This window comes from Robiginitalea marina, assembly GCF_024006985.1.
GTDB lineage: Bacteria > Bacteroidota > Bacteroidia > Flavobacteriales > Flavobacteriaceae > Robiginitalea > Robiginitalea marina.
Genome location: NZ_JAMXIB010000007.1, coordinates 157,564 through 182,247 on the forward strand (window position 1 = coordinate 157,564; position 24,684 = coordinate 182,247).

23 protein-coding genes and 1 pseudogene are annotated in these 24,684 nt (G+C 56.6%); 14 read left to right on the forward strand and 10 right to left on the reverse strand.

Annotation, left to right across the window (positions count from 1 at the left end):
• Positions 1–191 precede the first annotated feature (191 nt).
• The 7 genes from ffh to NG653_RS10505 all read left to right on the forward strand — a co-directional run bounded on the left by ffh (position 192) and on the right by NG653_RS10505 (position 6,808).
• Positions 192–1,523 carry a signal recognition particle protein gene (gene ffh, locus NG653_RS10475; protein WP_252741653.1) on the forward strand — a complete coding sequence of 444 codons (1,332 nt, stop codon included), beginning with the start codon at positions 192–194 and terminating at the stop codon, positions 1,521–1,523.
• A gap of 38 nt (positions 1,524–1,561) precedes the next feature.
• Positions 1,562–2,443 (forward strand): bifunctional methylenetetrahydrofolate dehydrogenase/methenyltetrahydrofolate cyclohydrolase FolD, encoded by an 882-nt coding sequence (gene folD, locus NG653_RS10480; RefSeq protein WP_252741654.1) that lies wholly within the window; start codon positions 1,562–1,564, stop codon positions 2,441–2,443.
• A 286-nt stretch (positions 2,444–2,729) separates the two neighbouring features.
• On the forward strand, positions 2,730–4,463 hold the full coding sequence (locus tag NG653_RS10485; protein ID WP_252741655.1) for an alpha/beta hydrolase-fold protein: 1,734 nt from the start codon (positions 2,730–2,732) through the stop codon (positions 4,461–4,463).
• Positions 4,464–4,489: 26 nt separating this feature from the next.
• Entirely contained in the window at positions 4,490–5,113 is a 624-nt protein-coding gene (locus tag NG653_RS10490; protein WP_252741656.1) for a DUF2306 domain-containing protein, read from the forward strand.
• Between the two features lie 6 nt (positions 5,114–5,119).
• A complete protein-coding gene (locus NG653_RS10495) occupies positions 5,120–5,590 on the forward strand; it encodes a GNAT family N-acetyltransferase (RefSeq protein ID WP_252741657.1) in 471 nt (156 codons plus the stop codon).
• 24 nt (positions 5,591–5,614) lie between these two features.
• The gene (locus NG653_RS10500) at positions 5,615–6,586 is read left to right on the forward strand and encodes an aldo/keto reductase (RefSeq protein WP_252741658.1); all 972 of its coding nucleotides are present in this window, start codon (positions 5,615–5,617) and stop codon (positions 6,584–6,586) included.
• Between the two features lie 33 nt (positions 6,587–6,619).
• Complete coding sequence (locus NG653_RS10505; RefSeq protein ID WP_252741659.1) at positions 6,620–6,808, forward strand: hypothetical protein; 189 nt, start codon at positions 6,620–6,622, stop codon at positions 6,806–6,808.
• Between the two features lies 1 nt (position 6,809).
• Here the strand turns inward: NG653_RS10505 and NG653_RS10510 are convergent, their stop codons facing one another.
• The 5 genes from NG653_RS10510 to NG653_RS10530 all read right to left on the reverse strand — a co-directional run bounded on the left by NG653_RS10510 (position 6,810) and on the right by NG653_RS10530 (position 11,898).
• Entirely contained in the window at positions 6,810–7,232 is a 423-nt protein-coding gene (locus NG653_RS10510) for a VOC family protein (protein WP_252741660.1), read from the reverse strand.
• A gap of 72 nt (positions 7,233–7,304) precedes the next feature.
• Entirely contained in the window at positions 7,305–8,153 is an 849-nt protein-coding gene (locus NG653_RS10515) for an alpha/beta fold hydrolase (protein WP_252741661.1), read from the reverse strand.
• 36 nt (positions 8,154–8,189) lie between these two features.
• Entirely contained in the window at positions 8,190–9,704 is a 1,515-nt protein-coding gene (locus NG653_RS10520) for a pyruvate kinase (protein ID WP_252741662.1), read from the reverse strand.
• Between the two features lie 103 nt (positions 9,705–9,807).
• Entirely contained in the window at positions 9,808–10,350 is a 543-nt protein-coding gene (locus tag NG653_RS10525) for a hypothetical protein (RefSeq protein ID WP_252741663.1), read from the reverse strand.
• Positions 10,351–10,383: 33 nt separating this feature from the next.
• Complete coding sequence (locus NG653_RS10530) at positions 10,384–11,898, reverse strand: helicase HerA-like domain-containing protein (protein WP_252741664.1); 1,515 nt, start codon at positions 11,896–11,898, stop codon at positions 10,384–10,386.
• Positions 11,899–12,003: 105 nt separating this feature from the next.
• Here NG653_RS10530 and NG653_RS10535 point away from each other — a divergent pair, with 105 nt between their 5' ends.
• Positions 12,004–12,636 (forward strand): 7-carboxy-7-deazaguanine synthase QueE, encoded by a 633-nt coding sequence (locus tag NG653_RS10535; RefSeq protein ID WP_252741665.1) that lies wholly within the window; start codon positions 12,004–12,006, stop codon positions 12,634–12,636.
• A gap of 26 nt (positions 12,637–12,662) precedes the next feature.
• On the opposite strand, the gene NG653_RS10540 is transcribed toward NG653_RS10535, so the two are convergent.
• Together NG653_RS10540 and NG653_RS10545 are read right to left on the reverse strand one after the other, a co-directional pair.
• A complete protein-coding gene (locus tag NG653_RS10540) occupies positions 12,663–13,475 on the reverse strand; it encodes a hypothetical protein (protein WP_252741666.1) in 813 nt (270 codons plus the stop codon).
• A gap of 22 nt (positions 13,476–13,497) precedes the next feature.
• Positions 13,498–14,220: a class I SAM-dependent methyltransferase gene (locus NG653_RS10545; protein ID WP_252741667.1), complete on the reverse strand. Its 723-nt coding sequence runs from the start codon at positions 14,218–14,220 to the stop codon at positions 13,498–13,500.
• A 68-nt stretch (positions 14,221–14,288) separates the two neighbouring features.
• On the opposite strand from NG653_RS10545, the gene NG653_RS10550 reads away from it, so the two are divergent.
• Both NG653_RS10550 and NG653_RS10555 read left to right on the forward strand, forming a co-directional pair.
• Complete coding sequence (locus tag NG653_RS10550) at positions 14,289–14,789, forward strand: YkgJ family cysteine cluster protein (protein ID WP_252741668.1); 501 nt, start codon at positions 14,289–14,291, stop codon at positions 14,787–14,789.
• Positions 14,790–14,830: 41 nt separating this feature from the next.
• Positions 14,831–15,676, forward strand: coding sequence for a sterol desaturase family protein (locus NG653_RS10555; protein WP_252741669.1), 846 nt, complete (start codon positions 14,831–14,833; stop codon positions 15,674–15,676).
• On the opposite strand, the gene NG653_RS10560 is transcribed toward NG653_RS10555, so the two are convergent.
• The gene (locus NG653_RS10560; protein ID WP_252741670.1) at positions 15,667–16,905 is read right to left on the reverse strand and encodes an exo-beta-N-acetylmuramidase NamZ family protein; all 1,239 of its coding nucleotides are present in this window, start codon (positions 16,903–16,905) and stop codon (positions 15,667–15,669) included. The two genes, NG653_RS10555 and NG653_RS10560, sit on opposite strands and share 10 nt — an antisense overlap.
• Before the next feature lie 3 nt (positions 16,906–16,908).
• Between NG653_RS10560 and NG653_RS10565 the strand changes: the two genes are divergently transcribed.
• The 3 genes from NG653_RS10565 to NG653_RS10575 all read left to right on the forward strand — a co-directional run bounded on the left by NG653_RS10565 (position 16,909) and on the right by NG653_RS10575 (position 19,515).
• A complete protein-coding gene (locus NG653_RS10565) occupies positions 16,909–18,150 on the forward strand; it encodes an ABC transporter permease (protein ID WP_252741671.1) in 1,242 nt (413 codons plus the stop codon).
• Between the two features lie 43 nt (positions 18,151–18,193).
• Complete coding sequence (locus NG653_RS10570; RefSeq protein WP_252741672.1) at positions 18,194–19,192, forward strand: PLP-dependent cysteine synthase family protein; 999 nt, start codon at positions 18,194–18,196, stop codon at positions 19,190–19,192.
• A 173-nt stretch (positions 19,193–19,365) separates the two neighbouring features.
• Positions 19,366–19,515: a hypothetical protein gene (locus NG653_RS10575; RefSeq protein ID WP_252741673.1), complete on the forward strand. Its 150-nt coding sequence runs from the start codon at positions 19,366–19,368 to the stop codon at positions 19,513–19,515.
• Between the two features lie 123 nt (positions 19,516–19,638).
• Here NG653_RS10575 and NG653_RS10580 read toward each other — a convergent pair whose 3' ends face one another.
• Positions 19,639–21,033 (reverse strand): exonuclease domain-containing protein, encoded by a 1,395-nt coding sequence (locus NG653_RS10580; protein ID WP_252741674.1) that lies wholly within the window; start codon positions 21,031–21,033, stop codon positions 19,639–19,641.
• 69 nt (positions 21,034–21,102) lie between these two features.
• Positions 21,103–23,412, reverse strand: coding sequence for a glycoside hydrolase family 65 protein (locus tag NG653_RS10585; RefSeq protein ID WP_252741675.1), 2,310 nt, complete (start codon positions 23,410–23,412; stop codon positions 21,103–21,105).
• A gap of 586 nt (positions 23,413–23,998) precedes the next feature.
• Here NG653_RS10585 and NG653_RS10590 point away from each other — a divergent pair.
• Positions 23,999–24,684 (forward strand): annotated as a pseudogene (locus NG653_RS10590) (SprB repeat-containing protein); the annotation flags it as partial.

Genomic DNA, 24,684 nt, shown 5'->3' on the forward strand with positions numbered 1-24,684 from the left:
TCCTGCGGGAATGGCATTATGGGCTTACCCGGACCTGGCAGGCCTATGGGCCCGGAATTTAAAAAGGCGTAAAACCGCATCATAACTTACCTGAAATTTTTTGCGGTTGCCCAGGGCCACTGACCCTTCCAAACCCTTCTCCAATCCGGCACGGATGCTTACCTTTGCACTACCTGAAACTGAGGAAGCATATGTTTGACAACTTAAGCGAAAAACTGGACAAGGCGCTGCACGTGCTGAGGGGGCATGGGCAGATTACGGAAATCAACGTTGCGGAAACCACCAAGGAGATCCGGCGCGCCCTCCTCGATGCGGACGTCAATTTCAAGATCGCCAAGGAATTTACCAACAAGGTAAAGGAAAAGGCGATTGGGCAAAACGTGCTCACCACCCTGCAACCCGGGCAGCTGATGGTGAAGATCGTAAAGGATGAATTAACCGAACTCATGGGCGGCGATGCGGAAGGGATCAACCTTTCGGGCAACCCGGCGGTAATTCTGATGAGCGGCTTACAGGGTTCCGGTAAAACCACCTTCTCGGGAAAACTGGCCAATTTCCTCAAGCGGAAAAAAAGCAAGAACCCCCTGCTGGTGGCCTGTGATGTATATCGCCCTGCGGCCATCGATCAGTTGCATGTGGTCGGGGACCAGATAGGCATTCCCGTTTATTCCGATAAAGAGAACAATAACCCTGTTTCCCTTGCCCTTGCGGGGGTGGCACATGCCAGGGCCAATGGCCACAATGTGGTGATTATAGATACGGCGGGCCGCCTGGCGGTGGACCAGGCCATGATGACCGAGATAGCCAACATCCGGGATGCGGTTAAGCCCCAGGAGGTGCTCTTTGTGGTGGATGCCATGACCGGGCAGGACGCTGTCAATACTGCCAGGGCCTTTAACGAAGTACTGGATTTCGACGGGGTGGTGCTTACCAAACTCGACGGCGATACCCGGGGCGGGGCCGCGATTTCGATTAAATCGGTAGTCAATAAGCCCATCAAGTTTATCGGGACCGGGGAAAAGATGGATGCCATAGACGTCTTCCACCCTTCCCGGATGGCAGACCGCATCCTGGGGATGGGGGATGTCATTTCCCTTGTGGAACGCGCCCAGGAGCAGTTTGATGAGGAGCAGGCGCGTAAAATCCAGAAAAAGATTGCCAAAAACGCCTTTGGATTTGACGACTTCTTAAGCCAGATCCAGCAGATAAAGAAGATGGGGAGTATGAAGGACCTGATAGGGATGATGCCCGGGGCCGGAAAGGCCCTGAAAGGGATGGATATTGACGATGACGCCTTTAAGCATATCGAAGCCATCATCTATTCCATGACGCCCGATGAGCGGGCCAACCCTGCCAAACTGGATGCCCGGCGCAAAAAGCGCATTGCCGGCGGCAGCGGCACCAGCCTGCAGGAAGTGAACCAGTTGCTCAAACAGTTCGAGCAGATGAGCAAAATGATGAAAATGATGCAGGGCGGGGGCGGCAAGAAGATGATGCAAATGATGCAACAAATGAGGCCCTGACGGATGGCCGCACAGTATAGATCTCAAATTCCAGGGTTATGATCCTCCTCGACGGTAAAAAAATCTCCAACCAAATCAAGGACGAAATCGCGGGCGAAGTGGCCCGCATGAAGGACCGGGGGGAAAAGGTGCCCCACCTTGCCGCAGTGCTGGTGGGCAACGACGGGGCCAGCCTCACGTATGTAGGCAGTAAGGTGCGGGCATGCCAGAGGATCGGTTTCGAATCTACCCTGAAGCACCTGCCGGAAGATACCCCTGAAGAAGAGTTGCTCCGACTGGTGCAGGAACTCAATGCCGACCCGGATATTGACGGCTATATCGTGCAGCTGCCCCTCCCGAAACACATCGATGAGGAAAAGGTCCTCATGGCTGTTCATCCGGACAAGGACGTGGACGGGTTCCACCCGGCCAACTTCGGCAAAATGGCCCTGGAGATGGAAACCTTTATTTCCGCCACCCCTTTTGGGATCATGGAATTGCTAAAAAGGTACGGGGTGGAGACAGAAGGAAAGCACGCAGTGGTTATTGGCCGGAGCAACATTGTGGGGAGGCCCATCAGCATTTTGCTGAGCCAGAAAGGGAAAACCGCCAATGCCACGGTAACCCTCACCCACAGCCGTACCCGCGACCTCGCCGGCCTGACCCGGCAGGCCGACATCGTGGTATCGGCACTAGGGGTCCCCAAATTCCTCAAGGCCGATATGGTCAAAGAGGGGGCGGTCATCATCGATGTGGGGATTACCCGGGTTTCGGACCCGGATGCAGAAAAGGGATATGTGATCTGCGGAGACGTCGATTTCGGGGAGGTCAGCAAAAAAGCCTCCTACATTACCCCCGTACCCGGGGGGGTGGGCCCCATGACCATTGCCATGCTGCTTAAGAATACCCTGCTGGCGCGGGAACGCCACCGCAAAAGCTGAAGCTACTGTTGGTTTTCCGTGGGGTTCAGGGTGTCGAACTCCGGATCCCCTTCATCATTCCGGCAACTACTGCACCAGAGAATCAGGCCGATCAGGATTGCTGCATAATGCCATCGTTTCATAGTGGTATGTTTTGGGTGGTCCGTGTATACACCTAACGAAACCCCCGTTGTTTTGGTATATTTTATCGATGAACCGCAACCCGTGGCGGGTCCGTTGGGGTATCCTTTTTTTTTGGCGCCTGTTGGGGGGCAACCCAAAAAGCGCTATCTTTTTAAAAAAAACAATGGGAAAAGCCTTTTGGGCCACCTGTATGGGCGCCCTTTTCCTCGGATGTGCCCCGGGACCCGGGGAAGGGCCCGAATTTGCCATTACGGTATCCTTTCCGGAATCGGCAGGGGAATCGCCCCTCGATGGGAGGTTGCTGCTCCTGCTTTCCGATGATCCCTCGGCGGAACCGCGGTTCCAGGTCGATACCGGCCTGAATACCCAGCTTGTCTTCGGGATGGATGTGGAGGCCATGGCTCCCGGCCGCGAAATCCGCTTCGACCAGATGGCCCCGGGGTTCCCTTATGAGCGCCTTGCAGGGGTGCCCCCCGGGGAATACCAGGTACAGGCCCTATTGCACGTATATGAAACGTTCAACCTGTCTACCGGGCATACTGTAAAGCTGCCCATGGATGACGGGGAGGGGCAGCAATGGAACCGCTCGCCGGGCAACCTCTACAGCCAGCCCGTGAAGGTGACGGTAACGGAAACCGGCTTGAAGGGGCTCGACCTGGTCATGGACCAGAAGATACCGCCCATCGAGCCGCCGGAAGACACCCCCTGGATAAAACACGTGAAGATTCGCTCGGAACGGCTGTCAAAATTCTGGGGTAGGGACATGTACCTGGGCGCGCACGTCCTTTTGCCCAAAGATTTCGAGGCGCATCCCGAAGCCCGCTATCCCCTGATGGTGTTCCACGGGCATTTCCCTTCCGATTTCGGCGGATTCCGCACCACCCCTCCCGATCCTGGCCTGGAGCCGGACTATTCAGAGCGATTCGGGGTGGCCGGATACAATATCCTGCAGCAACAAGAGGCCTATGACTTTTACCAACGCTGGATTTCCCCGGAGTTCCCCCGGTTCCTGATTATTGAAATCCAGCACCCCACCCCGTATTACGATGATTCCTATGCCGTGAATTCCGCCAGCCAGGGCCCTTACGGGGATGCGATCATGTATGAATTGATCCCATATATCGAAGCGCAGTTCCGGGGCCTTGGGGAAGGGTGGGCCCGCTTCCTCTACGGGGGCTCTACCGGGGGCTGGGAAGCTCTGGCCGTGCAGGTCAACTATCCTGAAGAGTTCAACGGCTGCTTTGCGGCCTGCCCCGACCCCATCGATTTCAGGGCATACGGGCTGGTCAACATTTATGAAGACGAGAATGCCTATACCTACCCCAGCCGGCATAAGCCCCTGGAAGTCCCCGCCCATCGCGATTACCTGGGCCAAATACAGACTACGGTGCGGGAATACAACCAGCTCGAACTGGTCCTGGGCGAGAAGAGCCGCTCGGGCCAGCAATGGGATATCTGGGAGGCAACCTATTCCCCCCAGGGACCGGACGGGTATCCGCAGCGCCTCTGGGACAAACGCACCGGCGACATCGACCATAAGGTGGCAGAATACTGGAAGGAGAACTTCGACCTCAGGTATATCCTTGAGCGTGACTGGGACAAACTGGGACCTAAACTCCGGGGGAAAATCCATATCTATTGCGGCGACATGGACAACTATTACCTGAACAATGCCGTCTATCTCATGGAGGACTTCCTGGAAAAGACCACAGACCCCTATTATGAAGGGGAAGTACTGTACGGGGACCGTGCCGAGCATTGCTGGAACGGGGACCCTGAATTGCCGAACCATATCAGTAGGCTGCGTTACAACAGCATGTATGTCCCCAAAATCATGGAGCGGATCGCACGGTCTGCACCCGCCGGGGCAGACCTGAGCAGCTGGCGTTACCGTTGACCTTCCGAACCCTTTAATTTGTAAAAGTGAAATCTGTTACCAACCAGTTTGCATGGGTCGCTTTCGGGATGCTGGCCATTGCCATCGGGCTGTATCCGTTGTTATACTGGGTGGGGCCAGTGGAAGAGGGGCTGCTGGCTACCAAAAGTGAAGCCCTGCTCAGTAATCCTGCCTGGAATATAGCGTTTTACGGCCATGTTTCCTTCGGGGGCCTGGCCCTGCTGACCGGGTGGACCCAGTTTAGCCGGGAACTCCGCAGGCGCCGCCTTTCCGTACACCGACGTATGGGAAAAATTTATGTTGCCTCGGCCCTCACAAGCGGGGCCTGCGGGATTTACCTGGCCTTTTTTGCCACCGGGGGATGGGTTGCCGGCCTGGGGTTTTTCCTTTTGGGGACAGCCTGGATTTTCTTCACCGTGCGGGCTTATGCCGCAGCAAGGGCCAGGGACCTCGACCAGCACGAAGCTTTTATGATATACAGCTTTGCCGCCTGTTTCGCCGCGGTAACCCTCAGGATTTGGCTTCCTTTGCTGTCGATTGGCTTTGGCGATTTTGTGGTCGCCTACCAGGTCGTGGCCTGGCTTTGCTGGGTCCCCAACCTGATATTTGCTTATTTTTGGGTGCGCAGCAAGGGCCTTTTATTGGGATAATAACCTATGGGAACCCCCGACATGAATTTTATCCGGACGGATTCAGGCCACCCCGATTTCAGGGAACTCGTGGAGGCCCTCGATGCAGAGCTTCGGGAGCGGGACGGAGAAGAACACACGTTTTACAAGGCGTTTAACGGAATCGCCGCCCTGGACCGTTGTGTGGTGGGCTACCTGGCAGGCAAGCCGGTTTGCTGCGGGGCCCTCAAGGGATTCGACCCGGTGACCCTGGAGGTAAAGCGCATGTACACCCGAACTGAGGCCAGGGGCCTGGGCATGGCGGGCAGGGTACTCCGGGAACTGGAAAACTGGGCGGCGGAATCGGGTTTTACGCGTTGTGTGTTGGAAACGGGCAGGCGCCAACCCGAAGCGATCGGGCTGTACACAAGGCACGGCTTCAGGCGAATTGAAAATTACGGACCCTATGCCGGGGTGGCCAATAGCCTGTGCTTTGAAAAATCCCTTCGGGGGGAATAATAAATTGATATAAAAATACCAGGAATGAGATACCGAAAATTTGGAAAGACCGGGTGGGAAGTCAGTGAAATCGGCTATGGCATGTGGGGTATGGCGGGTTGGGAAGGCTCAGATGACAGCCAGTCGGAACGCTCGCTCGACCTGGCCGTGGAACAGGGGGTTAATTTTTTCGATACCGCCTGGGGATATGGGGAGGGGCACAGCGAAACCCTCCTGGGCAGGCTGGTTCGAAGGCATCCCGATACGAAACTTTATACCGCCAGCAAGATCCCGCCTAAGAATTTCCGGTGGCCTGCCAGGGCGGAATACACTATGGAAAATTCCTATCCGGGTTCTCATATCCGGGAATTTACGGAAAAGACCCTCAGGAACCTTGGACTGGAGCAGATTGACCTGATGCAGTTCCATACCTGGGACGACAGCTGGGCCCCCCTGCAGGAGTGGCAGCGGGTGGTGGAAGACCTCAAAAAAGAGGGGAAAGTAGCCGCCATGGGCATCAGTATGAACCGCTGGGAGCCGGAGAATGGGTTGGAAGCCCTGAAAACCGGCCTTTTGGACGCTGTGCAGGTGATTTATAACATTTTTGACCAGGCCCCGGAGGATGCGCTTTTCCCGTTTTGTGATATGCATGGCATCGGGGTAATCGCCCGGGTACCTTTTGATGAGGGGACCCTTACGGGGAATATTACCCGAAATACGACCTTCCCGGAAGGGGACTGGAGGGCCACGTATTTTGTACCGGAGAACCTGGAAGCCAGCGCAGACCGGGCCGACCGCCTGCGCCCCCTGGTCCCTGAGGGGATGAGCATGGCCGAAATGGCGCTCCGCTTTATTTTGGCCAGTAAGTCGGTGGGCACGGTGATCCCGGGGATGCGCAAGCAACGGAACGTGTTGGCCAATACCGCCACCAGCGATGGGGAATTGCTGCCCGGGCCCTTGATGGAGGCCCTACGCCGTCACAGGTGGGACCGCACCCCGACGTCCTGGTCACAATGAGAATTCGTACCAAACCATGAAATCCAAAGAACCATGAAACCGCAACGCATACTGGCACAGGCCCTTGCCGGAGGGCTCATTTACCTTGTGATCTCCCTGGTCCTGGAGCGCAGTTTTTCTGCGGAAGCGTTCAGGGCAGAGGGGGTGGAAGCCCTCATCTTCGCCCTGGTTTACGGCCTGGGGCTCTGGGTGTACTACCGGTTTATTAAGAAAACGGACTGACCTATTTGGCAAAAAGCTGGTCTATGTTCTTGAATGCCTTGAACTCCAGGGCATTGCCGGCAGGATCCAGGAAGAACATGGTCGCCTGCTCCCCGACCTCCCCCTTGAAGCGGATGTAGGGTTCAATTACGAATGAAACCCCTTTTTTTTCCAGGGTTTTCGAAAAAGTCTGGAAGGTATCCCAGGGGAGTACAACCCCGTAATGGGGTACGGGCACATGCTTCCCGTCCACAGGGTTGGTATGGAGGGCCTCCTCCGATTTGGGCTTGTAGTGGATGACCACCTGGTGCCCGAAGAGGTTGAAATCGACCCACTGGTCGCTGCTGCGGCCTTCTTCACAACCGAGGACCTCCCGGTAAAAGGTGCGGCACTGCTCCAGGTTATGTACCGGGATGGCCACATGGAATGGGGTAAGGGTTTGCATTTTGGTATCCTTCTAAATCTAGGTGAGAGTTAAATGTACAAAATTAGGGGGCACCTCCGTGTAGCTGAAACTTCAACTTTTCAGGAAATCGACGATTTTTCGGTTCACCTCCTCCTGGTGCATCGAATGGCCCAACCCTTCGGTGGGGACCAGCAGGCTGTCCTTCCAGGCCTGGTGGACTTTCCGGGAAGCGTGAAAGGGGGCTATGCGGTCGAGTTTGTCGTGGAGCAGCAAGCCTTTCCGGGTATTCCCTTCCACAAAACGGGGGGTGGCAAATTCATGCATATGGAAGCCGAATTCTTTATGGATCAGGGCGTCAAAGGCCCGTAAAACCCGGTTGTTGAACCCAAGCATTTTCTGGTAGGAAAGCACGATCTCCTCAAATTCCGCCGGGGAACCGATGGTTACGATTTTCTCGACGGAATTCTCAGGGTGCCGGTGGGCGTGGTACAGGGCGGTCATCCCCCCCACGGAATGCCCGATGATGTATCTGGGCTCAAAGGTTTCCACCATGTGCTGCACACATTCCGCGTACAGGGGCACATGCAGGATTTTTCCGGTGGAATACCCGTGGGCGGGGGCGTCAAAGGCTATGATGTGGAACCCGGCTTCCCTGAGGATGCCGATGAGGTTCCTCCACCGGAAGGTGTTGCTTTCCCATCCATGGATCAGCAGAACCCGGGGCCCTGGTCCCGTCCACTGGTAGGTTTGGATTTGGTGTCCTGATACGGCTTCGAGGCTGTGCTTCGCCCCTTCGAGGAAATCTTTTTGCATCGGTTGCACCCGTCCTTTCCGCACCTTGGCAAAGGTCTGGAAGGCCAGTGCTGCGGCCCTGTCAGGGCTCAGCAGCGCCACCAGGTTAAAGTAGGTTCCATAGGCTTTCGCGAAAAGGGTTTTCAGGAAGGCACGGAATTCGTTCATCTCGCTTTTTTGGGGTCCCAAGATACGCGAAGTGGCTCAATCGGCCATGGGGGTCCCCTCTAGGAATTCCAGGTTTTTTCTGGCAATCCTCAGCGGCCTCAGGGCATTCCTGTTTTTGGAGGAATGGGATTCCATGCGGCCGAGGATGGTCCGCAATTCGGAAATGGCGTCGAGGATATAAGGCCCTTTGTTCAGCATCACGCATTCCGAGCGGACCGAAAGGGCCGCATCGCTGATTTCCGCCCGGGTGGCAATCCCTTTTTTGGCCAGGGTGTCCAGGACCTGGGTCGCCCAGATGACGGGCACATGGGCCGCTTCGCACAGCCACAGGATCTCGTTCTGCACTTCTGAAATCCGGTTGAAGCCGATTTCCACGGCCAGGTCCCCCCGGGCAATCATCACGCCGATCCGGTTGTGCTTCATCCCCTCCAGCAGGATCATGGGCAGCCGGTTGAAGGCATTTTGGTTCTCGATTTTGAATACCACCCCCGGCTTGGCCTCCTCCAGGGAATCAAGGCGCTCGTACAAGTTGGCGACATCTGCCTCGCTGTTGACGAAGGAATACCCCAGCAGGTCTGCATGCCGGGCGACGAAAGGCAGGGTTTCGAGGTCCCTGTCGGTAAGGGAGGGTAGCTTGAGTACCGTGTCGGGGATGTTCATCCCCTTGTCGGGTTTTAACCGGGATTTAAAGGTTTTCACAATCTTCACCACGGCCGTCTCCCCGCCGGATTCCGTGACGATAGCGTGGATCATCCCATCGTCGAGAAATACCTGGTCCCCGGGCTGCAGGGCATCGATGACCCCGGGGATACTCAATTGGACAGGCACCGGAAGCTGCCCGTCTTCAGCGGCCCGGGCCTTATCAAAAGCATTGCGGTCTACCGGGGCTTTGTGGAGGGCGAAGGTTCCCCCTTCCCTGATCGGCAGGGATTTAACGCCCTCAGGGAAGTTGATACGCAGTTTCGGGCCGGCCAGGTCCATGTAGATCCTCAGGTCCTTCCCCGTCTTCCGGGAGGCTTCCCGGATGTTCTCCACCATGGCCAGCCACATGCCTTCCTCGCCGTGGGAGAGGTTGACCCGGGCAATGGTCATCCCATTGGAGGCCATTTTTTCGATCAGCTGGAGATCGTCCGCTGCCTCTTCCGGCATGGTGACCATGACCTCGTGGGTGTTGAAGCTTGGTGGCCGGTTGAACAGCAGGTTGCTGTGCGTCCGTATCAGGTATTTGCTGTGCTCGTAACCGATGATGCTCGGTTCCTTGCGTTTGGGCCAGGGTTTGTTCTCCAGCAGGTGCAGCAGGTGAAGTACGCGGTGCAAATTGGTTAGCACATATCCCTCGGCCGAACGCAGGGACGAAATCCCGAGGTCTGAGAGCGGATCATGGAGCTTTCTAAGGTCGTGATCCCTGAGCACCAGGTAACGGATAAGATTCCTGGAACTGGGCCTGAAATCAGGGTGAACCGTCTTTGAAATGGCTTCGGAAAGGGGTTCAAGCCTGAGAATCTCATCATAGATGGCTTTCAGTTTGGTGATCAGGGTTTCGGTTTTCATGAATTCTCGGTATTGCTGACCGCTTCTTTTCTATTAAGAACCATATGGTGAAAAGTATAAAACTACTTCCGGGTCAGTGTTACCAAATCGTAAAGCCTGCCACTTACTCCCAGGCCACCATCATGTACTTGATACGGGCTTCCCCGGGGATCTGGATGGCTTCAATCGGCTGGTTGGAGTACCGGATTGCCCCGGGCAGTTCCTCCCTTGAAATAGTGAAGTACACCGGGCTGTTTTTCAGCAAGATCAGCACGTTGCTGGGCGAACTCACGACTTTTCGAATCTCATAGGCTTTCGTTATATCGCCGAAAGTTGATTGCAGGCCAACGCCTTCCGGGGTTTTGAAACGGGGGTCGCGGATCCGGATATTTTCCACCCCCTTCAGGGTGTCGGCGCCGGGGGAGAGGGTAAGCAGGTGCCGGCCTCCTTTTTCGAAGACTTCTATCTTGCCGTTTATCCCCAGGTTCAGCCGCGTGGTATCGCGTACCAGGGAATCGGAGCGGTAGATGCTATCGAGTTGGGAGAGCCTGTGGGTGCGCATCAGTTTCCCCACCCGCTCGGGGCCCACCAGGAAATGTTCTTCCTTTTCCCCGCTGCATTGGAGCAACAGCGTGGCGGCAATCAGCAACAGCAGTTTCTGTTTCATGGTCTTGACAGGAATTTATGGGATACCGGGGAGTTATTTGCGCATTACTTTGTTGAGGATCCCCATCACCCCGCGGATAAAGGTTGCACTGGTGAGGACTTTGACCAATGGGTCCTGCCGCTGGTAACCCCCGGAGCGACTTCGGCTTTTCGGTGTACGCTCCTTTTCGGCCTGTTTTTCGGCCTCGGCTTCTGCCCTTGATATTTTTTCATCCAGGATTTCGTAGGCGCTTTCCCGGTCCACAACCTGGTTGTACTTGCCGGCCAGTCGGGAAGCCCGGAGCAGCTGCCCGAGTTCCGCTTCCGTAAGGATATCCATACGGCTCATGGGGGCACGCATCAGGGTCGCCGCCAGGGGGGTGGGGCGTCCCTTTTCATCCAGTACGGTCACCAGGGCTTCCCCAATGCCGAGGGAGGTCAACACCTCGTCGGTGTCGTAATACTCCGATACCGGGTAATTCTCGGCAGTCAGTTTGATGGCCTTGCGGTCGCGGGCGGTAAAGGCCCGCAGGGCGTGCTGTATTTTCAGGCCCAACTGGGCCAGGACCTCATTGGGGATATCGGTGGGGTTCTGCGTCACAAAATAAACCCCAACCCCTTTGGAACGGATAAGCTTCACGATGCTCTCGATCTGGCCCAGGAGGGCCCGGGAGGCTTCCTTGAAAATCAGGTGGGCTTCATCGATGAAGAGGACCAGTTCGGGCTGGTCGGCATCGCCCTGTTCGGGAAAGCTGCTGTAGATTTCAGCCAGCAGGCTGAGCATGAAGGTGGAGAAGAGCTTGGGCCGGTCCTGCAGGTCCGTGAGGCGCAGGATGCTGATAACCCCGCGCCCTTCCGGGTCCAGGCGGGTCAGGTCGGCCACATCGAACGATTTTTCGCCGAAAAAGAGCTCGGCCCCCTGCTGTTCCAGTTCGATGATCTTTCGCAGGATGGTGCCGGTGGAAGCCGTGGAAATTCGTCCATAGGCTTCCGAGAATTCTTTTTTCCCCTCGCCCGTGGCGTATTGCAGGACTTTTTTGAAATCCTTAAGGTCCAGCAAGGGTAGCTTATGGTCATCGCAGTATTTGAAGGCCACGGCCACGATGCCCTCCTGGGCTTCCGAAAGGTCTAGGATCCTGGAAAGGAGCACCGGGCCGAATTCGGAAACCGTGGCCCGGAGGCGCACCCCTTCCTGTTCGGAAAGGCTGAGGATTTCCACCGGAAAACTTTTGGGCTCGAAGGGAATCCCGATCTGGGAATGCCGTTCGTCAATTTTCGGATGTCCGGGGCCCGGTTGCGCCAGCCCGCTCAGGTCCCCTTTCAGGTCCATCAGCATTACGGGGATTCCTTTTTCAGACAGGTTTTCGGCCAGTACCTGAAGCGATTTTGTCTTGCCGGTTCCGGTTGCCCCGGCAATCAGGCCGTGGCGGTTGAGGGTTTTCAGGGGGACTTTCACAAGTGCCCCGGGAAGGGCCCTGCCTTCCAGCATGGCGGCTCCCAGCACGATGGAATCCCCTTTGAATGCGTACCCCTTTTCGATATGGGCGCGAAACGCTTCCTCCTGGCTCATGGTCACGGATTTGTCGTAAAAATAGCGGAATTCCCCCGAATACTAAAGTACATCGTTTCTTTCCCCCCGGGTGGTGTGCGGCCCTTTCTTTCCTATCTTTGCCCCATGAAGGTAAAAGCAGATCCGAAGCTCGTTCAAAAGGGGTTGATGCTTCCGCTGATGGAAGCGTTTTATACCATCCAGGGCGAAGGCTACCATAAGGGCACCGCGGCCTATTTTATCAGGGTTGGGGGCTGCGACGTGGGGTGCCATTGGTGCGATGTCAAGGAGAGCTGGGATGCGGAAACCCACCCGCCCACAGCCATAGGTGAGATCGTGGAGGAAGCTGCCCGGCATTCCGATACCATTGTCGTCACCGGGGGGGAGCCCCTCACCTGGGACATGGGCCCGCTCACTGAGGCTTTGAAGGAGAAGGGGATGAAAATCCATATCGAGACCTCCGGGGCCTACCCCATGACCGGGCACTGGGACTGGGTTTGCCTTTCCCCAAAGAAGAACAAGCTCCCGGTAGGGGATATTTACGGGCGGGCCGATGAGCTCAAGGTAATTGTCTACAACCGGCACGACCTCAAATTTGCTGAGGAACAGGCGGCCCGGGTCAGGCCCGGATGTCTGCTCTACCTGCAACCGGAGTGGAGTGTGCGGGAGAAGGTGACCCCCTTTATCGTGGACTACGTGATGGCCCACCCGAAATGGCGGGTTTCCCTGCAGACCCACAAGTACCTCAACATCCCTTAAAATTTCCGCGAAAAGGGGAACCGGGTTTACCGACCCCCGATGGCCTGCAAGTCCCTCAGGCATTCTGCGTCCAGGGACGGAAGGCTTTCCAGCCCTTTCGCGCTGCGTTTTTCCATGATTGCCCGGTATCCGGAACCGAATTCCAGTTCGGCCCGCATCAGGCAGTCCTCAACGTTACAATGGTTGGGAAAAGAGTTGTCTTCATGCGGGTTGACCTCAGGGGTACCCAGGTCGACCAACCCAAAAAGGTGTCCGAATTCATGGGTCATGGTGGTGGTTTCCACATCCGACAGGGTGATCACCACACTTCGCGAAGCCAGGGTGCGCAAAGTGCTTTCATGGATCACCATAGAAGTGTTCCGGTAAACCGCCCCGAGGGTAACCAGGCCTTCCACCGGGTCGTCCCCGTCTGAAGGGGCGTCGGCAAAATAGATATAGAATGCCAGGGTCCGCCCGTCGTTATACAGGGTGCGGTTTTCCGCTTCCAGGGTGGCGATTTCCTGTAGCGTCAGGGTTTGCTCCCCGGGGGAGGGCAGGGAGCGGTAGATGAAGGTGATATCTTCCTTAAAAGTGCGCTCCAGCAGGAAGGTCCGGAGGTTGTCCATTGCCGTGGTGGTGGGCCGGAACCCTTCCACATACGCTATTTCAATTTGAATCCGGTCGAAGTTTTCATTGGTCAGGATATCCGTACCACTGCTACCCGCGCTCAGCAGGTTTGCAGACCGGTCTATTGGATCGGGAGTATCAGGGTCGGTTCCCGAATCCTTTGCGCAGTTGGTCAGGGTAAGTGCCCAGAACAGCACAGCCCAAAGATGGAAGTAATTACGAATGCTTTTCATTTTCCTTAAATTTATAAACGCCTCACGCCCTGTTCTCGTATGCCGGTCGACTCAGGCGGGCCAAATAATCGAAATGGGCTCCGGTTTCCAGGAGTTCTGCCTCCAGGCCCGCAAGGGCCGCTTCTTCTTCCAGTGTCCGGAAATCCACGAAAAGCCAGGGGAACGATTCCCCCTCTTGTTTCCCGTACGACCACCGGTAGGTCACTTCCCCGTAATAGGAAACGCTCCCGGGGACCCAGACCCCACCATCCTCATCTGCTTCAAACATATAAATGATGTCGGTGGAGTCGAGCAGGATCTGCCCGCCAGGCCTCAGCAACCCGGCCAGGTGTTTCAGCAGGGCCCGAAGGCCTGCCAGGTCGCCCGCAATCCCGATCCCGTTCATCAATAACAACAGGGTGTCAAAATCCCCTACCCTGAAATCCAGGATATTTTCACAGGCCGTTTCATGTACCCCCCTCTGGCGCGCTACATCAATGGCCAGGGGGCTGTGGTCCAGGCCGAGGCACGCAAGGCCCTGCTCCTGGAGGTACAGGCTGTGGCTCCCCGCCCCGCAGCCGATATCGAGCACTTTGCCCCGGCAGTGTTCCAGCGCCTTTTGTTCCAGGGGTGGCATCTGGGGGTGTCCGCGGAAAAAATACGATACGGGCACCTCTTCATCATCCCCTAGGGAACCATGGCTCCAAAGGGCTTCAGGGGCTTGCCCCCGGTAATAATCCATCAAAGCCTTTCCCAAAAGGTCCATGGGTTGTATTTTTGATTCGGCCCCCATTAAGTGGATGCAGGGCAAAGATACGCAAACCCCTGGCGCATATGTCTGAAAACCTGGAGAAACTCCCGCAGCAGGCGGCTCAAAAGCACCCCGAGAACCGGGCCTTTTTCCTCAAGCTCCGCAAAAAGCCCCCCCGGGACCTCGATACCCTTATGGAGGTCCTGCACCGGGAGGAATTCGAACGGACCGACTGCCTGCAATGTGCGAACTGCTGCAGGACCACGGGCCCCCTTTTCACGGAGGCAGACATCCGCCGCATCGCGCGCCACCTGCGGATGAAACCCCAGGAATTCACGGAGGCCTACCTGAGGTTCGACGAGGAGGGCGATTGGGTGCTGCAGACGCTTCCCTGCCCTTTCCTGGGCCATGATAATTATTGCCATATCTATGAATCCCGGCCGAAAGCCTGCAGGGAATACCCACATACCAACCGGCGGAAATTCCACCAAATCCATGCGTTGACCCTGAAAAATACCGCCATTTGCCCGGCGGCCTTCCGGATCGTGGAGGAAATGAAGCGGCGCCTGCCGGAGTATCGATAAAGCCTTAGGACATCCTACCCAAAATTGATATTTTTGAAACTATGGAAAACCTGGTAGCCTATTTTGAGAACATTCCCTCTGCCCACCGGAGCCTCCTGTTGGTGCTGGGGATCACTTTTTTCTGGATCCTGGAGGGGGCGGTCCCCCTGTTTCGGTTCACCTATCGGAAATGGCGCCATGCCCTGCCCAACTTTTTCTTTACCCTCACCACCATTGTGATCAATTTCTCCCTGGCCTTCCTGCTGTTGCGCACTAGCGACTGGGTACGCGACAATGATTTCGGGGTGATCAACTGGCTCCCGGAGATGCCCCTTTGGGCTTACGTGCTGCTGGGGGTCCTGTTGCTGGATTTTTTCGGGGCCTATCTGGCCCATTTTGTGGAGCACAAGGTAAAGCCCCTGTGGATGGTCCATCTCGTCCACCACACCGACCATGAAGTAGATACCACCACGGCCAACCGCCACCATCCTTTCGAAAGCCTGGTGCGCTTTTTCTTTACCCTTATGGGGGTGTTTTTGGTCGGGACCCCAATCGGCATTGTCATGCTTTACCAGTCCCTATCCCTCCTGTCGACCCAGTTCACCCACGCCAATATCCGGTTGCCCCGAAAGGTGGACCGGGCCCTGAGCTGGGTCCTGGTGTCGCCCGATATGCATAAGGTGCACCACCATTACATGCTGCCCTACACGGATTCTAACTACGGGAATATTTTTTCGATCTGGGATCGCCTGTTTGGGACCTATCTGGAACTCGACCGGGAAGCGATTGTCTATGGGGTCGACACCTTCCCCGACCGGGAAGAGAATGCCAGCCTTCAGGGCCTCCTCAGGCAGCCCTTCCACAAGTACCGCAAGCCCACTACCCAGGGGCCCCCGCCTCAGTCGTAAAGGAGGTACCCTTTGCGGATATTTTTAAAGGCTTCCAGGCCTTCCTGCCATCCGGCCCTTATTTGATCGGCGTCCCAACCGGCTTCGATCTGTTTCTGAAGTGCTGCCGTGCCCGCATGGCGCGTAAACCCGCCCGGGTTGAAGAATTCGGATCCTTTTTCCCGGTATGCATAAGCCTCGAGCAACCACTGCAGATCTACGGCATCAGGGGGTGTAACCCCGCTGAGGTCCCTTCCGTAACAGGTTTGTCCCTGGTGTTTGGGCTGGGAAGCCCCGGGCATGGGTTCAGGGATATAGGTGTAGTCAAAATGTTGGGGTAGCAAAAAGGGGGCCCCGAAACTCTGAAACTGCCGGCGGGTACCCCGGCCGGCATTGATGTGGGTCCCCTCGAAAAGGCCGAGGCTGGGATACCACCGCGCCGCATGGGTATTGGGCAGGTTGGGCGAAGGGGCGATGGGGAGTTCATAAGGCACTTCCCGGTCATACCCCAGCAGGGGGACCACGGTCAGGTCTGCCTTGAGGCCGCCTTCCAGCCATCCTTCTTCATTGATCATCCGCGCGTATTCCCCCATAGTCATGCCGTAGACCAGGGGTATTTCCGTCATCCCCAGAAAACTGCGGTGTTCCGGCTCCATGACGGGCCCGTCCACATAGTGGGCATTCGGATTCGGCCGGTCGAGTACCAGCACGGGGATGCCGGCTTCCGCACAGGCTTCCATGACCAGTTGCAGGGTGGCGATATAGGTGTAGAACCGGACCCCCACGTCCTGGATGTCGAAAACTACCAGATCAAGGCCACCCAGTTGGTCGGCCCCGGGTTTTCGATATTTTCCGTACAGGGAGATCACCGGCAGGCCGGTAGCAGGGTCCCGGCCGTCCTGTACCTTTTCCCCGGCATCGGCCAACCCCCGGAACCCGTGTTCGGGGGCGAACACTTTTTTAAGGGAAAGGCCCGCACCCAGAAGGCTGTCGGCAAGGTGTACCCATCCGCCCCCGGCTCTCTCAGGGGTAAAAACCACCGAGGTCTGGTTTGCAACCAGGGCAAAGTCCTTCCCTTCCAGGAGGGGGAAATAGATTTCGGTGCGGTTGGCGGCTATCCGCAAGGGGGTAGCGGGGGCGTGGTCCACCCCGGTGCGGGAAGGGCTGTTACCTTCGGAGGAACTTCTGCAGGCCAGCAGGCAGACCACAAGTACAAATACCGTATTTTTGAGGGCAGCTAACGCAGACATACGTTGAATTTTGAGTGGTACATCGCCAGGCGGTTGATTGGGAGCAGGGAGCATAAAAGTAGCATTTCCGCGCCGATAATTAAAATAGCCATTGCGGCTATTGCCCTGGGGTTGCTGATGATGCTGGTGGCCCTGGCCACGGGGGTGGGGCTCCGTTATAAGATCAGGGAAAAAGTGGCCGCCTTTAATGGCCACATCCAGATCTATAACTACGACAACAACCTTTCGGAGGTGTCGGTGATCCCGGTGAGCACAAAGCAGGAATTCTACCCGGAATTCAAACTCGTGGAGGGGGTGCGCCATATCCAGGCGGTGGCTACCAAGGCGGGGATCATCCGCACGGAAGACACTTTTGAAGGGTTTATCGCCAAAGGCGTGGGCCCCGATTATGACTGGGACGCCTTTGAGGAGTTCCTGGTGGCTGGCCGCCTCCCGGACTACCGGGGAGAACTCAACACCGAAACCCTCGTTTCCAGGCACATGGCCGACCGGTTGGGCCTGGGGGTCGACAGTGTATACAATTGCTTTTTCCTGAAGGACGAAGACCCTTCCCGCATGCCAAACCAACGGCGATTCAGGGTGGTGGGAATCTACGACAGCGGGTTCGAGGAATTTGATGCCACCTATATTTTTACGGACCTGCGCCACATCCAGCGGATGAACAACTGGGAAGCCGACCAGGTTGGCAATTTCGAGGTCTTCCTGGATGATTTTGACCAGATTGGGGTTAAAGGCGATCAGATCTACGGCAAGACCCTTTCCACCCTCGATACCCAGACCATCCAAAACAAATATTACCAGATTTTTGAATGGATCGGCCTTTTTGATTTCAACATTGCCCTGATTATCGGGATCATGATTTTGGTGGGGGGCATCAACATGATTACGGCCCTTCTGGTGCTCATTTTGGAGCGCACCCCCATGATCGGAATCCTGAAAGCCCTGGGGGCCCGAGACTGGAGCATCCGCAAGGTGTTCCTGTATAATGCGGCCTATCTGATCGGCCTTGGGCTGCTTTGGGGAAATGCCCTGGGGCTTGGACTGCTCGCCCTACAATGGAAATACCGGATCTTTAAATTCCCTAACCCGGAAGAGTACTACATGGACTATATCCCGGTATATATGGACCTTCCGACCCTGCTCGCCCTAAACCTGGGGGTGCTGGGGCTTTGCCTGGCCATGTTGCTCATCCCGTCATGGATCATCACCCGGATTAGCCCGGTGCGGGCGATCCGTTTCGAGTAGGGACTGCCGGATATCACCGGGGCATTTGTATCTTTGGGCCGTCATGGAATACGCCTCAAACATCCTGGAGACCATAGGGAACACCCCCCTGGTGAAAATCAACCGGATCACCCAGGGCCTGCCCTGTCTGGTCCTGGCTAAATACGAGACTTTTAACCCCGGAAATTCCGTTAAGGACCGCATGGCCCTCAAAATGGTGGAAGATGCGGAAGCCCGCGGGGTCCTCAGGCCCGGGGGGACTATCGTGGAGGGGACTTCGGGGAATACGGGCATGGGCCTGGCCCTTGTGGCGATCATAAAAGGATATCACATGATCTGCGTGATCAGCGACAAGCAATCCAAAGAAAAAATGGATATCCTAAGGGCCATGGGCTGCCAGGTACACGTTTGCCCTACCGACGTGGCCCCGGACGACCCCCGCAGCTATTATTCCACCGCGCGGCGCCTTGCCTCTGAAATCCCGGGGGCCTGGTATGTGAACCAATACGATAACCCGGCCAATACCCAGGCCCATTTTGAAAGTACCGGCCCCGAGATCTGGGAGCAGACTGACGGCAAGGTCACGCATTTCGTGGTGGGGGTGGGTACCGGGGGAACCATTTCAGGGGTAGGCCGGTACCTGAAATCGAAAAACCCGGCGATAAAGGTTTGGGGCGTGGACACCTATGGTTCCGTCTTTAAAAAGTACCATGAAACCGGCATTTTTGATGAAAACGAAATCTACCCCTATCTCACGGAAGGGATTGGGGAGGACATCCTCCCGGCCAACGTGGATTTCGGGATTATCGACGGGTTTACCAAAGTAACCGACCGGGATGCGGCCCTCTACACGCGCCGCCTGGCCCGGGAGGAGGGCATGTTCCTGGGCAATTCGGCCGGGGCCGCCATAAAAGGGGTGTTGCAACTGGCCCCGCACTTCGGTCCCGACGATGTGGTGGTGGTCCTCTTCCACGACCATGGAAGCCGGTATGTCGGCAAAATCTTTAACGATGACTGGATGCGCGCCCAGGGTTTCCTGGAGGGCGAATCCCAATCGAAATAAAGCCCGGCCATTGCAGGCTAAAGCACCGGCCTGTGGCCAGTGGCCTGGCCTGCCCATTGCAGGGTAGGGGCTCCAAAACCTTTACGAGGGCATGCAATATCACCTTTTTATTCCTACATTTATCCTAATCGATACCGGATATGCTTAAAAGTTTTTTGAATCGTTTTGGTTGGATGAACGTATTGCTACTGCTGGTGGTTTTTTCCATCATCGTGGTCTCGGAGATGCGCTTTTTGCAGGGGGAAAAGCTGGAGGCGATTTTTATCGGCCTTTGGGCCCCTACCATCCTTGGGTTTATGAATTTCCTGAAATACCGAAAGTAGCATGGATTTCGTCCTTATCTACTCTATCTTCGTGGGCGCCATTTTCCTCTTCTGGTTGCTGTTTATGCTACGGATGTACCATAAAATGAACGAGAAGGAATAAGGGGGGATACCCCTTTATCCTCAAGCGTAATCCCTGCCTTCTGCCACAGGGATCTCCGTGTACCTGTCGGGGTTTTTCAAGAGGTACGCCTGCAGGATGCGCGCGGTATCCGGATAGGCGTGTTGCGGGTTGATGGCTGCTTCCAAATCTTCCGGGCCTTGCAGGCTGGCCTCCGCAGGGAGGAAGCCAAACCCCCGGTACGTTCCGTTTTCGATCCAGACCAGGGCCTGTTCATCCGGGCTTCGCCCCCTTTCCCTGATCAGTACATGGCCCGCAGCACTTCGATTTAGGGCGTCCAGGGCCTGCCCCACCTTCAGGTTATACCCAGCCGGCGTTTCCAGGCCGCGACAGACCCCGTCGCAGGATGGCACCCGGAAATGCCCGCAGTGGGAGGCCCCGGGTTGCAGGTGGCAGTACCGGGCACACAGGCGGTATTCGGCGCAAAGCTGCTCCAGGAAAAGCCGGGCATCGGCCTGGCTATAGAAAACCTTCAGGGCCTGCTGTCCTTTTCGGACGCGGTTGATAGCCAGGTTCCTGACCCCGGCCTGGTCGGTGTAGGCAAAAAGCCCGAAAGAAGGCCGGCCGCCCTTCTGGGCGCGGTTGAAGGCCGGGTAGTGCTTTTTAATCGCTGCTGATTCCATGAGCAGGGCGAGGAGTTCCGAGCCTGAGTGCTCAAAATCGATGCCGGCAGTTTCCCGGCACAGGCGCATCTCCCGCTCGGAGGTATCGTAGAAATGCCCGAGCACCCTTTTTTTAAGGTTTATGGCCTTTCCCACATAGAGGATGTCCCCGGCATGGCCCCGGAAATAATACACGCCGGGTGCTTCCGGGAGCCTTTCGAACGATTCCCTGGGCAGGTGGGGGGGAAGGGTGGCCTCCCGGGAACGGGCATTGAGGAACCTCCCAATGGTTTCCGGCCCCTGGGGCAGGGCCAGGATTTTGCGCAACAACAAGGCGGTGGCACGGGCGTCTCCTTCCGCCCGGTGCCGGTTTTCCAGGGGGATGCCCAGGCTGCTGCACAGTTTGCCCAGGCTGTAAGACGCCAGCCCCGGGAATACCTTGCGCGATAAGCGGACCGTGCAGAGCTTTTTGCGATCGAAGGGGATACCGGCCCGGCGGAACTCCTGTTGCACGATGGGGTAATCGAAGTTGACAGAATGCGCGATAAAAACCCTGCCTTCCGTCATGGCAGCGATCCTTGGGGCGAGTTCAGAAAAAAGGGGGGCCTGCCGCACCATGGCGGTGGTGATTCCTGTAAGGCCCGTGATAAAGGGCGGGATCGCGCACTGCGGGTTCACCAGGCTGCTGAAGGAATCCGTAATAGTGTCCCCGTCCAGGTTGAAAAGGGCAATCTCGGTAATCCGGTTCCCGTGGATCCCGTTCCCGGTGGTTTCGATGTCGACAACCGTATACAACGCTCAGGATTTTCCTTTAAAAGTACAAAAAACCAGCCGGTGGCACCTTTACGGGTGCGTTCAGGGCCCCTAAACCCCCAGGGTTTCGCCAGGCCCCACCCAGGCCTGTGCACCGGGCAGGCGTATATGGATTTTTCCCGGGTTCTCCGGTGCCCCATGCACCCTGATGCCGTTTGGGGAAAGGACCACTTCGAGCCGGCACCCGCGCACCTTCAGTGCGAAGCGAAGGGTTTTCCAATGGGCGGGAAGCGCGGGTGAAAAGGCTACCCCGGCATCCGTAAGTTCGAACCCGGCAAAGCCCCGGACGATAATTATCCATACCCCTCCGGCTGCGGCCGTATGGATACCCCCCAGGAAGGACCCCCCGCTCATTACCTTCTTGCTGGCATTGTAAAGGTCAATGGTGGCCGATTCCAGGAAATACCGGTAAGCTTCCTCGTGGTGTCCGGCCTTGCAGGCCACCAGGGCATGGACGCTGGGGCTCAGGGATGAGCCGTGTTCCGTCCGGGGTTCGTAATATTCGTAATTGGCCGTGAGGACCTCTTTCGGGAATCCATCGAGCATGGCCAGCAACTGGATCACATCCGCCTGCTTAAGCACCTGGGTATGTACGGCGATCCCATTGGGCCAACCCCAGTATTCCCCGGGGTCGATCAGGCGTTTGCGCAGCGCATCGGGCCTGATATCCTCCAGGCCAAAATACCCGTCGAATTGCTCTATGACCCCGGTTTCAGGGTCGGGGGCAGGCAGGTAGAGGCGGTCCGCAATATCATTCCAGTCTTCCCGGGCCCGGGCGGGGATGCCGGTTTTTTCGAGCAGGGCAGCGAGCCGTCCCGGGTGTTCCTCCTTCATGCGGTCGAATACCTGGCAGGCCTTCACCAGGGAAAACTGCGAAAGGTAATTGGTGTAGGCGTTGTTGTCCACATTTTCGTGGTACTCGTCGGGCCCCAAAACCCGGAGGATTTCATACCGGTTTTTGTCCATTTTGAAATGCACGCGGGAGACCAGGAACTGGGCTACCTCAAAAAGGACCTCAGCCCCCTGTTCCAGCATAAACTCCCAGTTACCACTGGCCTGGTAGTACAGCCAGATCCCGTACACCACATCGGGGGAGATATGGATCTGCCAGCAGTTGAAATGGTTTCGGATGGGGCGGCCCGTCAGCACATCGGTAAAGAAAAAATCCGGGAAAAGCTCATCCCCGGTTTTCCCGCTGGTCCAGGCATAGAATGCGCCATAATACCCCAATTTTCGGGCTTTTCGGCGGGCCCCGTCGAGGGTGTCATACCGGTAGGCCACCAGGCGGTGGGCGATCTCCTGGTGGGTAAAGGCAAACATGGGCAGGTTATAGGTCTCCTGGTCCCAGAAGGCTGCCCCCTGGTACACCTGGCAGGAAAGCCCCCGGGCCCCGACGGGCAGGTTCGCGTGCGTAGGGGTGGCGATATAGGACTGGTACAGGTTGAAGCGGGCCAGCACCTGGGCTTCCGGGTCCCCTTCGATCTGGAGGTCAGCCCCGTCCCAAAAGGCCTCCCAGGGCTTGCTGTGGGCAGTCCAGAGGGCTTCGTATCCCTGATCAAGGGCATCCGATACCTCCTCCCGTGCGCTTCTCAGGGGTTCTTCCACCTCATTGCTGTGGGTTATACCCACCACTTTTTCAAAAACCACATCTTCCCCGGCTTCCATCCGAAAGCGGAAGATCCTGAAAATGCTTTTGCCTTCAGTGGAGGTCCACACCTTTTCCGGGGTTTTCCCTTCCAGGCGGATGCCTTCCACCACGGCAATCGAAATCCCCGTTTCCCGGGTTTCCAGCGATAGGGCCAACAGCCCGTTGGCAAATTCCAGGGGGATGCACTGGCTGAAATGCTCTCCCCCAAGGCTCCAGACGTCTCCCGAAATCCCGGTTTTCAATTCCACCACCCCATTGGCAAGGGCCTTGAAGCGGTATCGCTGGACCAGGAGGTGCGGGTTGTGGGAACTGGCGAATTTTCGGCTTTCCCATGCGATTTTTTGCCCGTTTTGCCCTTCCCAGACCACGCTCCGGGTATTCACCCCATAACGAAGGTCCAGCTGGTGGCGGTAGTCCCTTATGGATGCGGGGTTCAGGGAACAGGGCTCCCCATCGACCCGGAGGGCGGTATAAAGCCCATTGGGCACATTGCACAACTCGCTCATGGAGCTTCCTTCCGCCTGGTCCCAGGTGTCTGTGACAATGCAGGCCACATATTCGTCAGGCCCCCAGTCTTCGAAGGTGCCCCGGTAACCCAGGTATCCGTTCCCGATCATGAAGTTGCTGCCCGTGGTTACCACCTGGGCAGGGTCAAAGGATTTTTCGATGACTTCCCATCCCGTTTCGGTCCGCAGGTTGTTTTTCAGGTCCATAACGATTAAAAGTATTGCAGGCGTAAACCCCGGGCGCTCCTTCCCGATTGGCCGGGGGGACTAAAATACGGGAATTGGGAGAAAGTTTCCAGGGGTTTTCCCCTTCGGAAGGATTGTAGCGACGTTTACGGCCTGCCCTTGTCGCGACTTCACGGGTATTTTGGCAGGCCCTTCCCGGTTGGGGGAGCCTAATGGGCAGGACTTCTGAAATTTGGCCTGGGCAGGCCATACGCGAGATCGGGTGCGAATGCCCGGGAAGTAGTATCCGGGCCCCAAATAGGCATGAAACCTGGTCATGCAAACCCCGGGGCAGGAAACGAAATTTCTTTCTGTAAAATTCGGATAGCGCTATAAATTAGATTCTTATACCTAATGTCAGAAGAGGTTTACAAGAATGACCCGTACATGTTTTTTATCGATAAATCCCCTGAGCACAACAAATTTTACCCGCGCCTTTTAACATAAAATTTCATTTTTGTGATCCCTGTGAGGAACTTTTGTCAGGTCCACAGCAGGGATTCGCCCCATATCCAGCCTTTACCGCCGCCTGCTTGTGCACGGTTATTAACCACCAAACCGAATGCACATGCAAAAAATTACACCTGGAAAATCCCTGTTTTGGGTATTCTTTACTTTTTTGTCCCTAACGCTTTCTGCCGGCCCGCTTCCCGTTGAGGAAGACTGCGAACTGGAATGTTCCATAAAAGGCACCGATGTCTGTTGCACCGGGGAAGCCACGGGTAAGGCAGAAGTGACCATTATTGGGGGTCAGGCCCCTTTCACCTATGAATGGAGCAACGGCATGGACGACACAGACGGCAAGGTCGAAGGCCTTGTCGCCGGCACCTATACGGTAGTCGTAACCGATTGCCACGGTACCCGGACCACCTGTTCAGTGACAATAGCGGAACCAGCCCCCCTGGGGTGTTCCGTAACCCTGGAGCAAGACGCCACTTCCACGACTAGCCAGGATGGTTTTGCCACGGTAGAGGTGAGCGGGGGAACGGCGCCCTTTACCTATCTCTGGGATAATGGGGAGACGACCCAAACCGCGACTCATTTGGGTCAGGGCACCCATATGGTCACCGTGAAAGACTCGGCCGGGTGTAAAACCACCTGCAAGGTAACTATAGGATGTGATACGCCTTCTCCTTTGAGCTGCCAGGCGCAGGGCACAGATGTAAGCTGCAATGGAGGGGAAGACGGATCGGCCACGGTGACTCCGAGCGGGGGAGTGGGAGAATACACGTTCCTTTGGAGTGACGGTCAGAC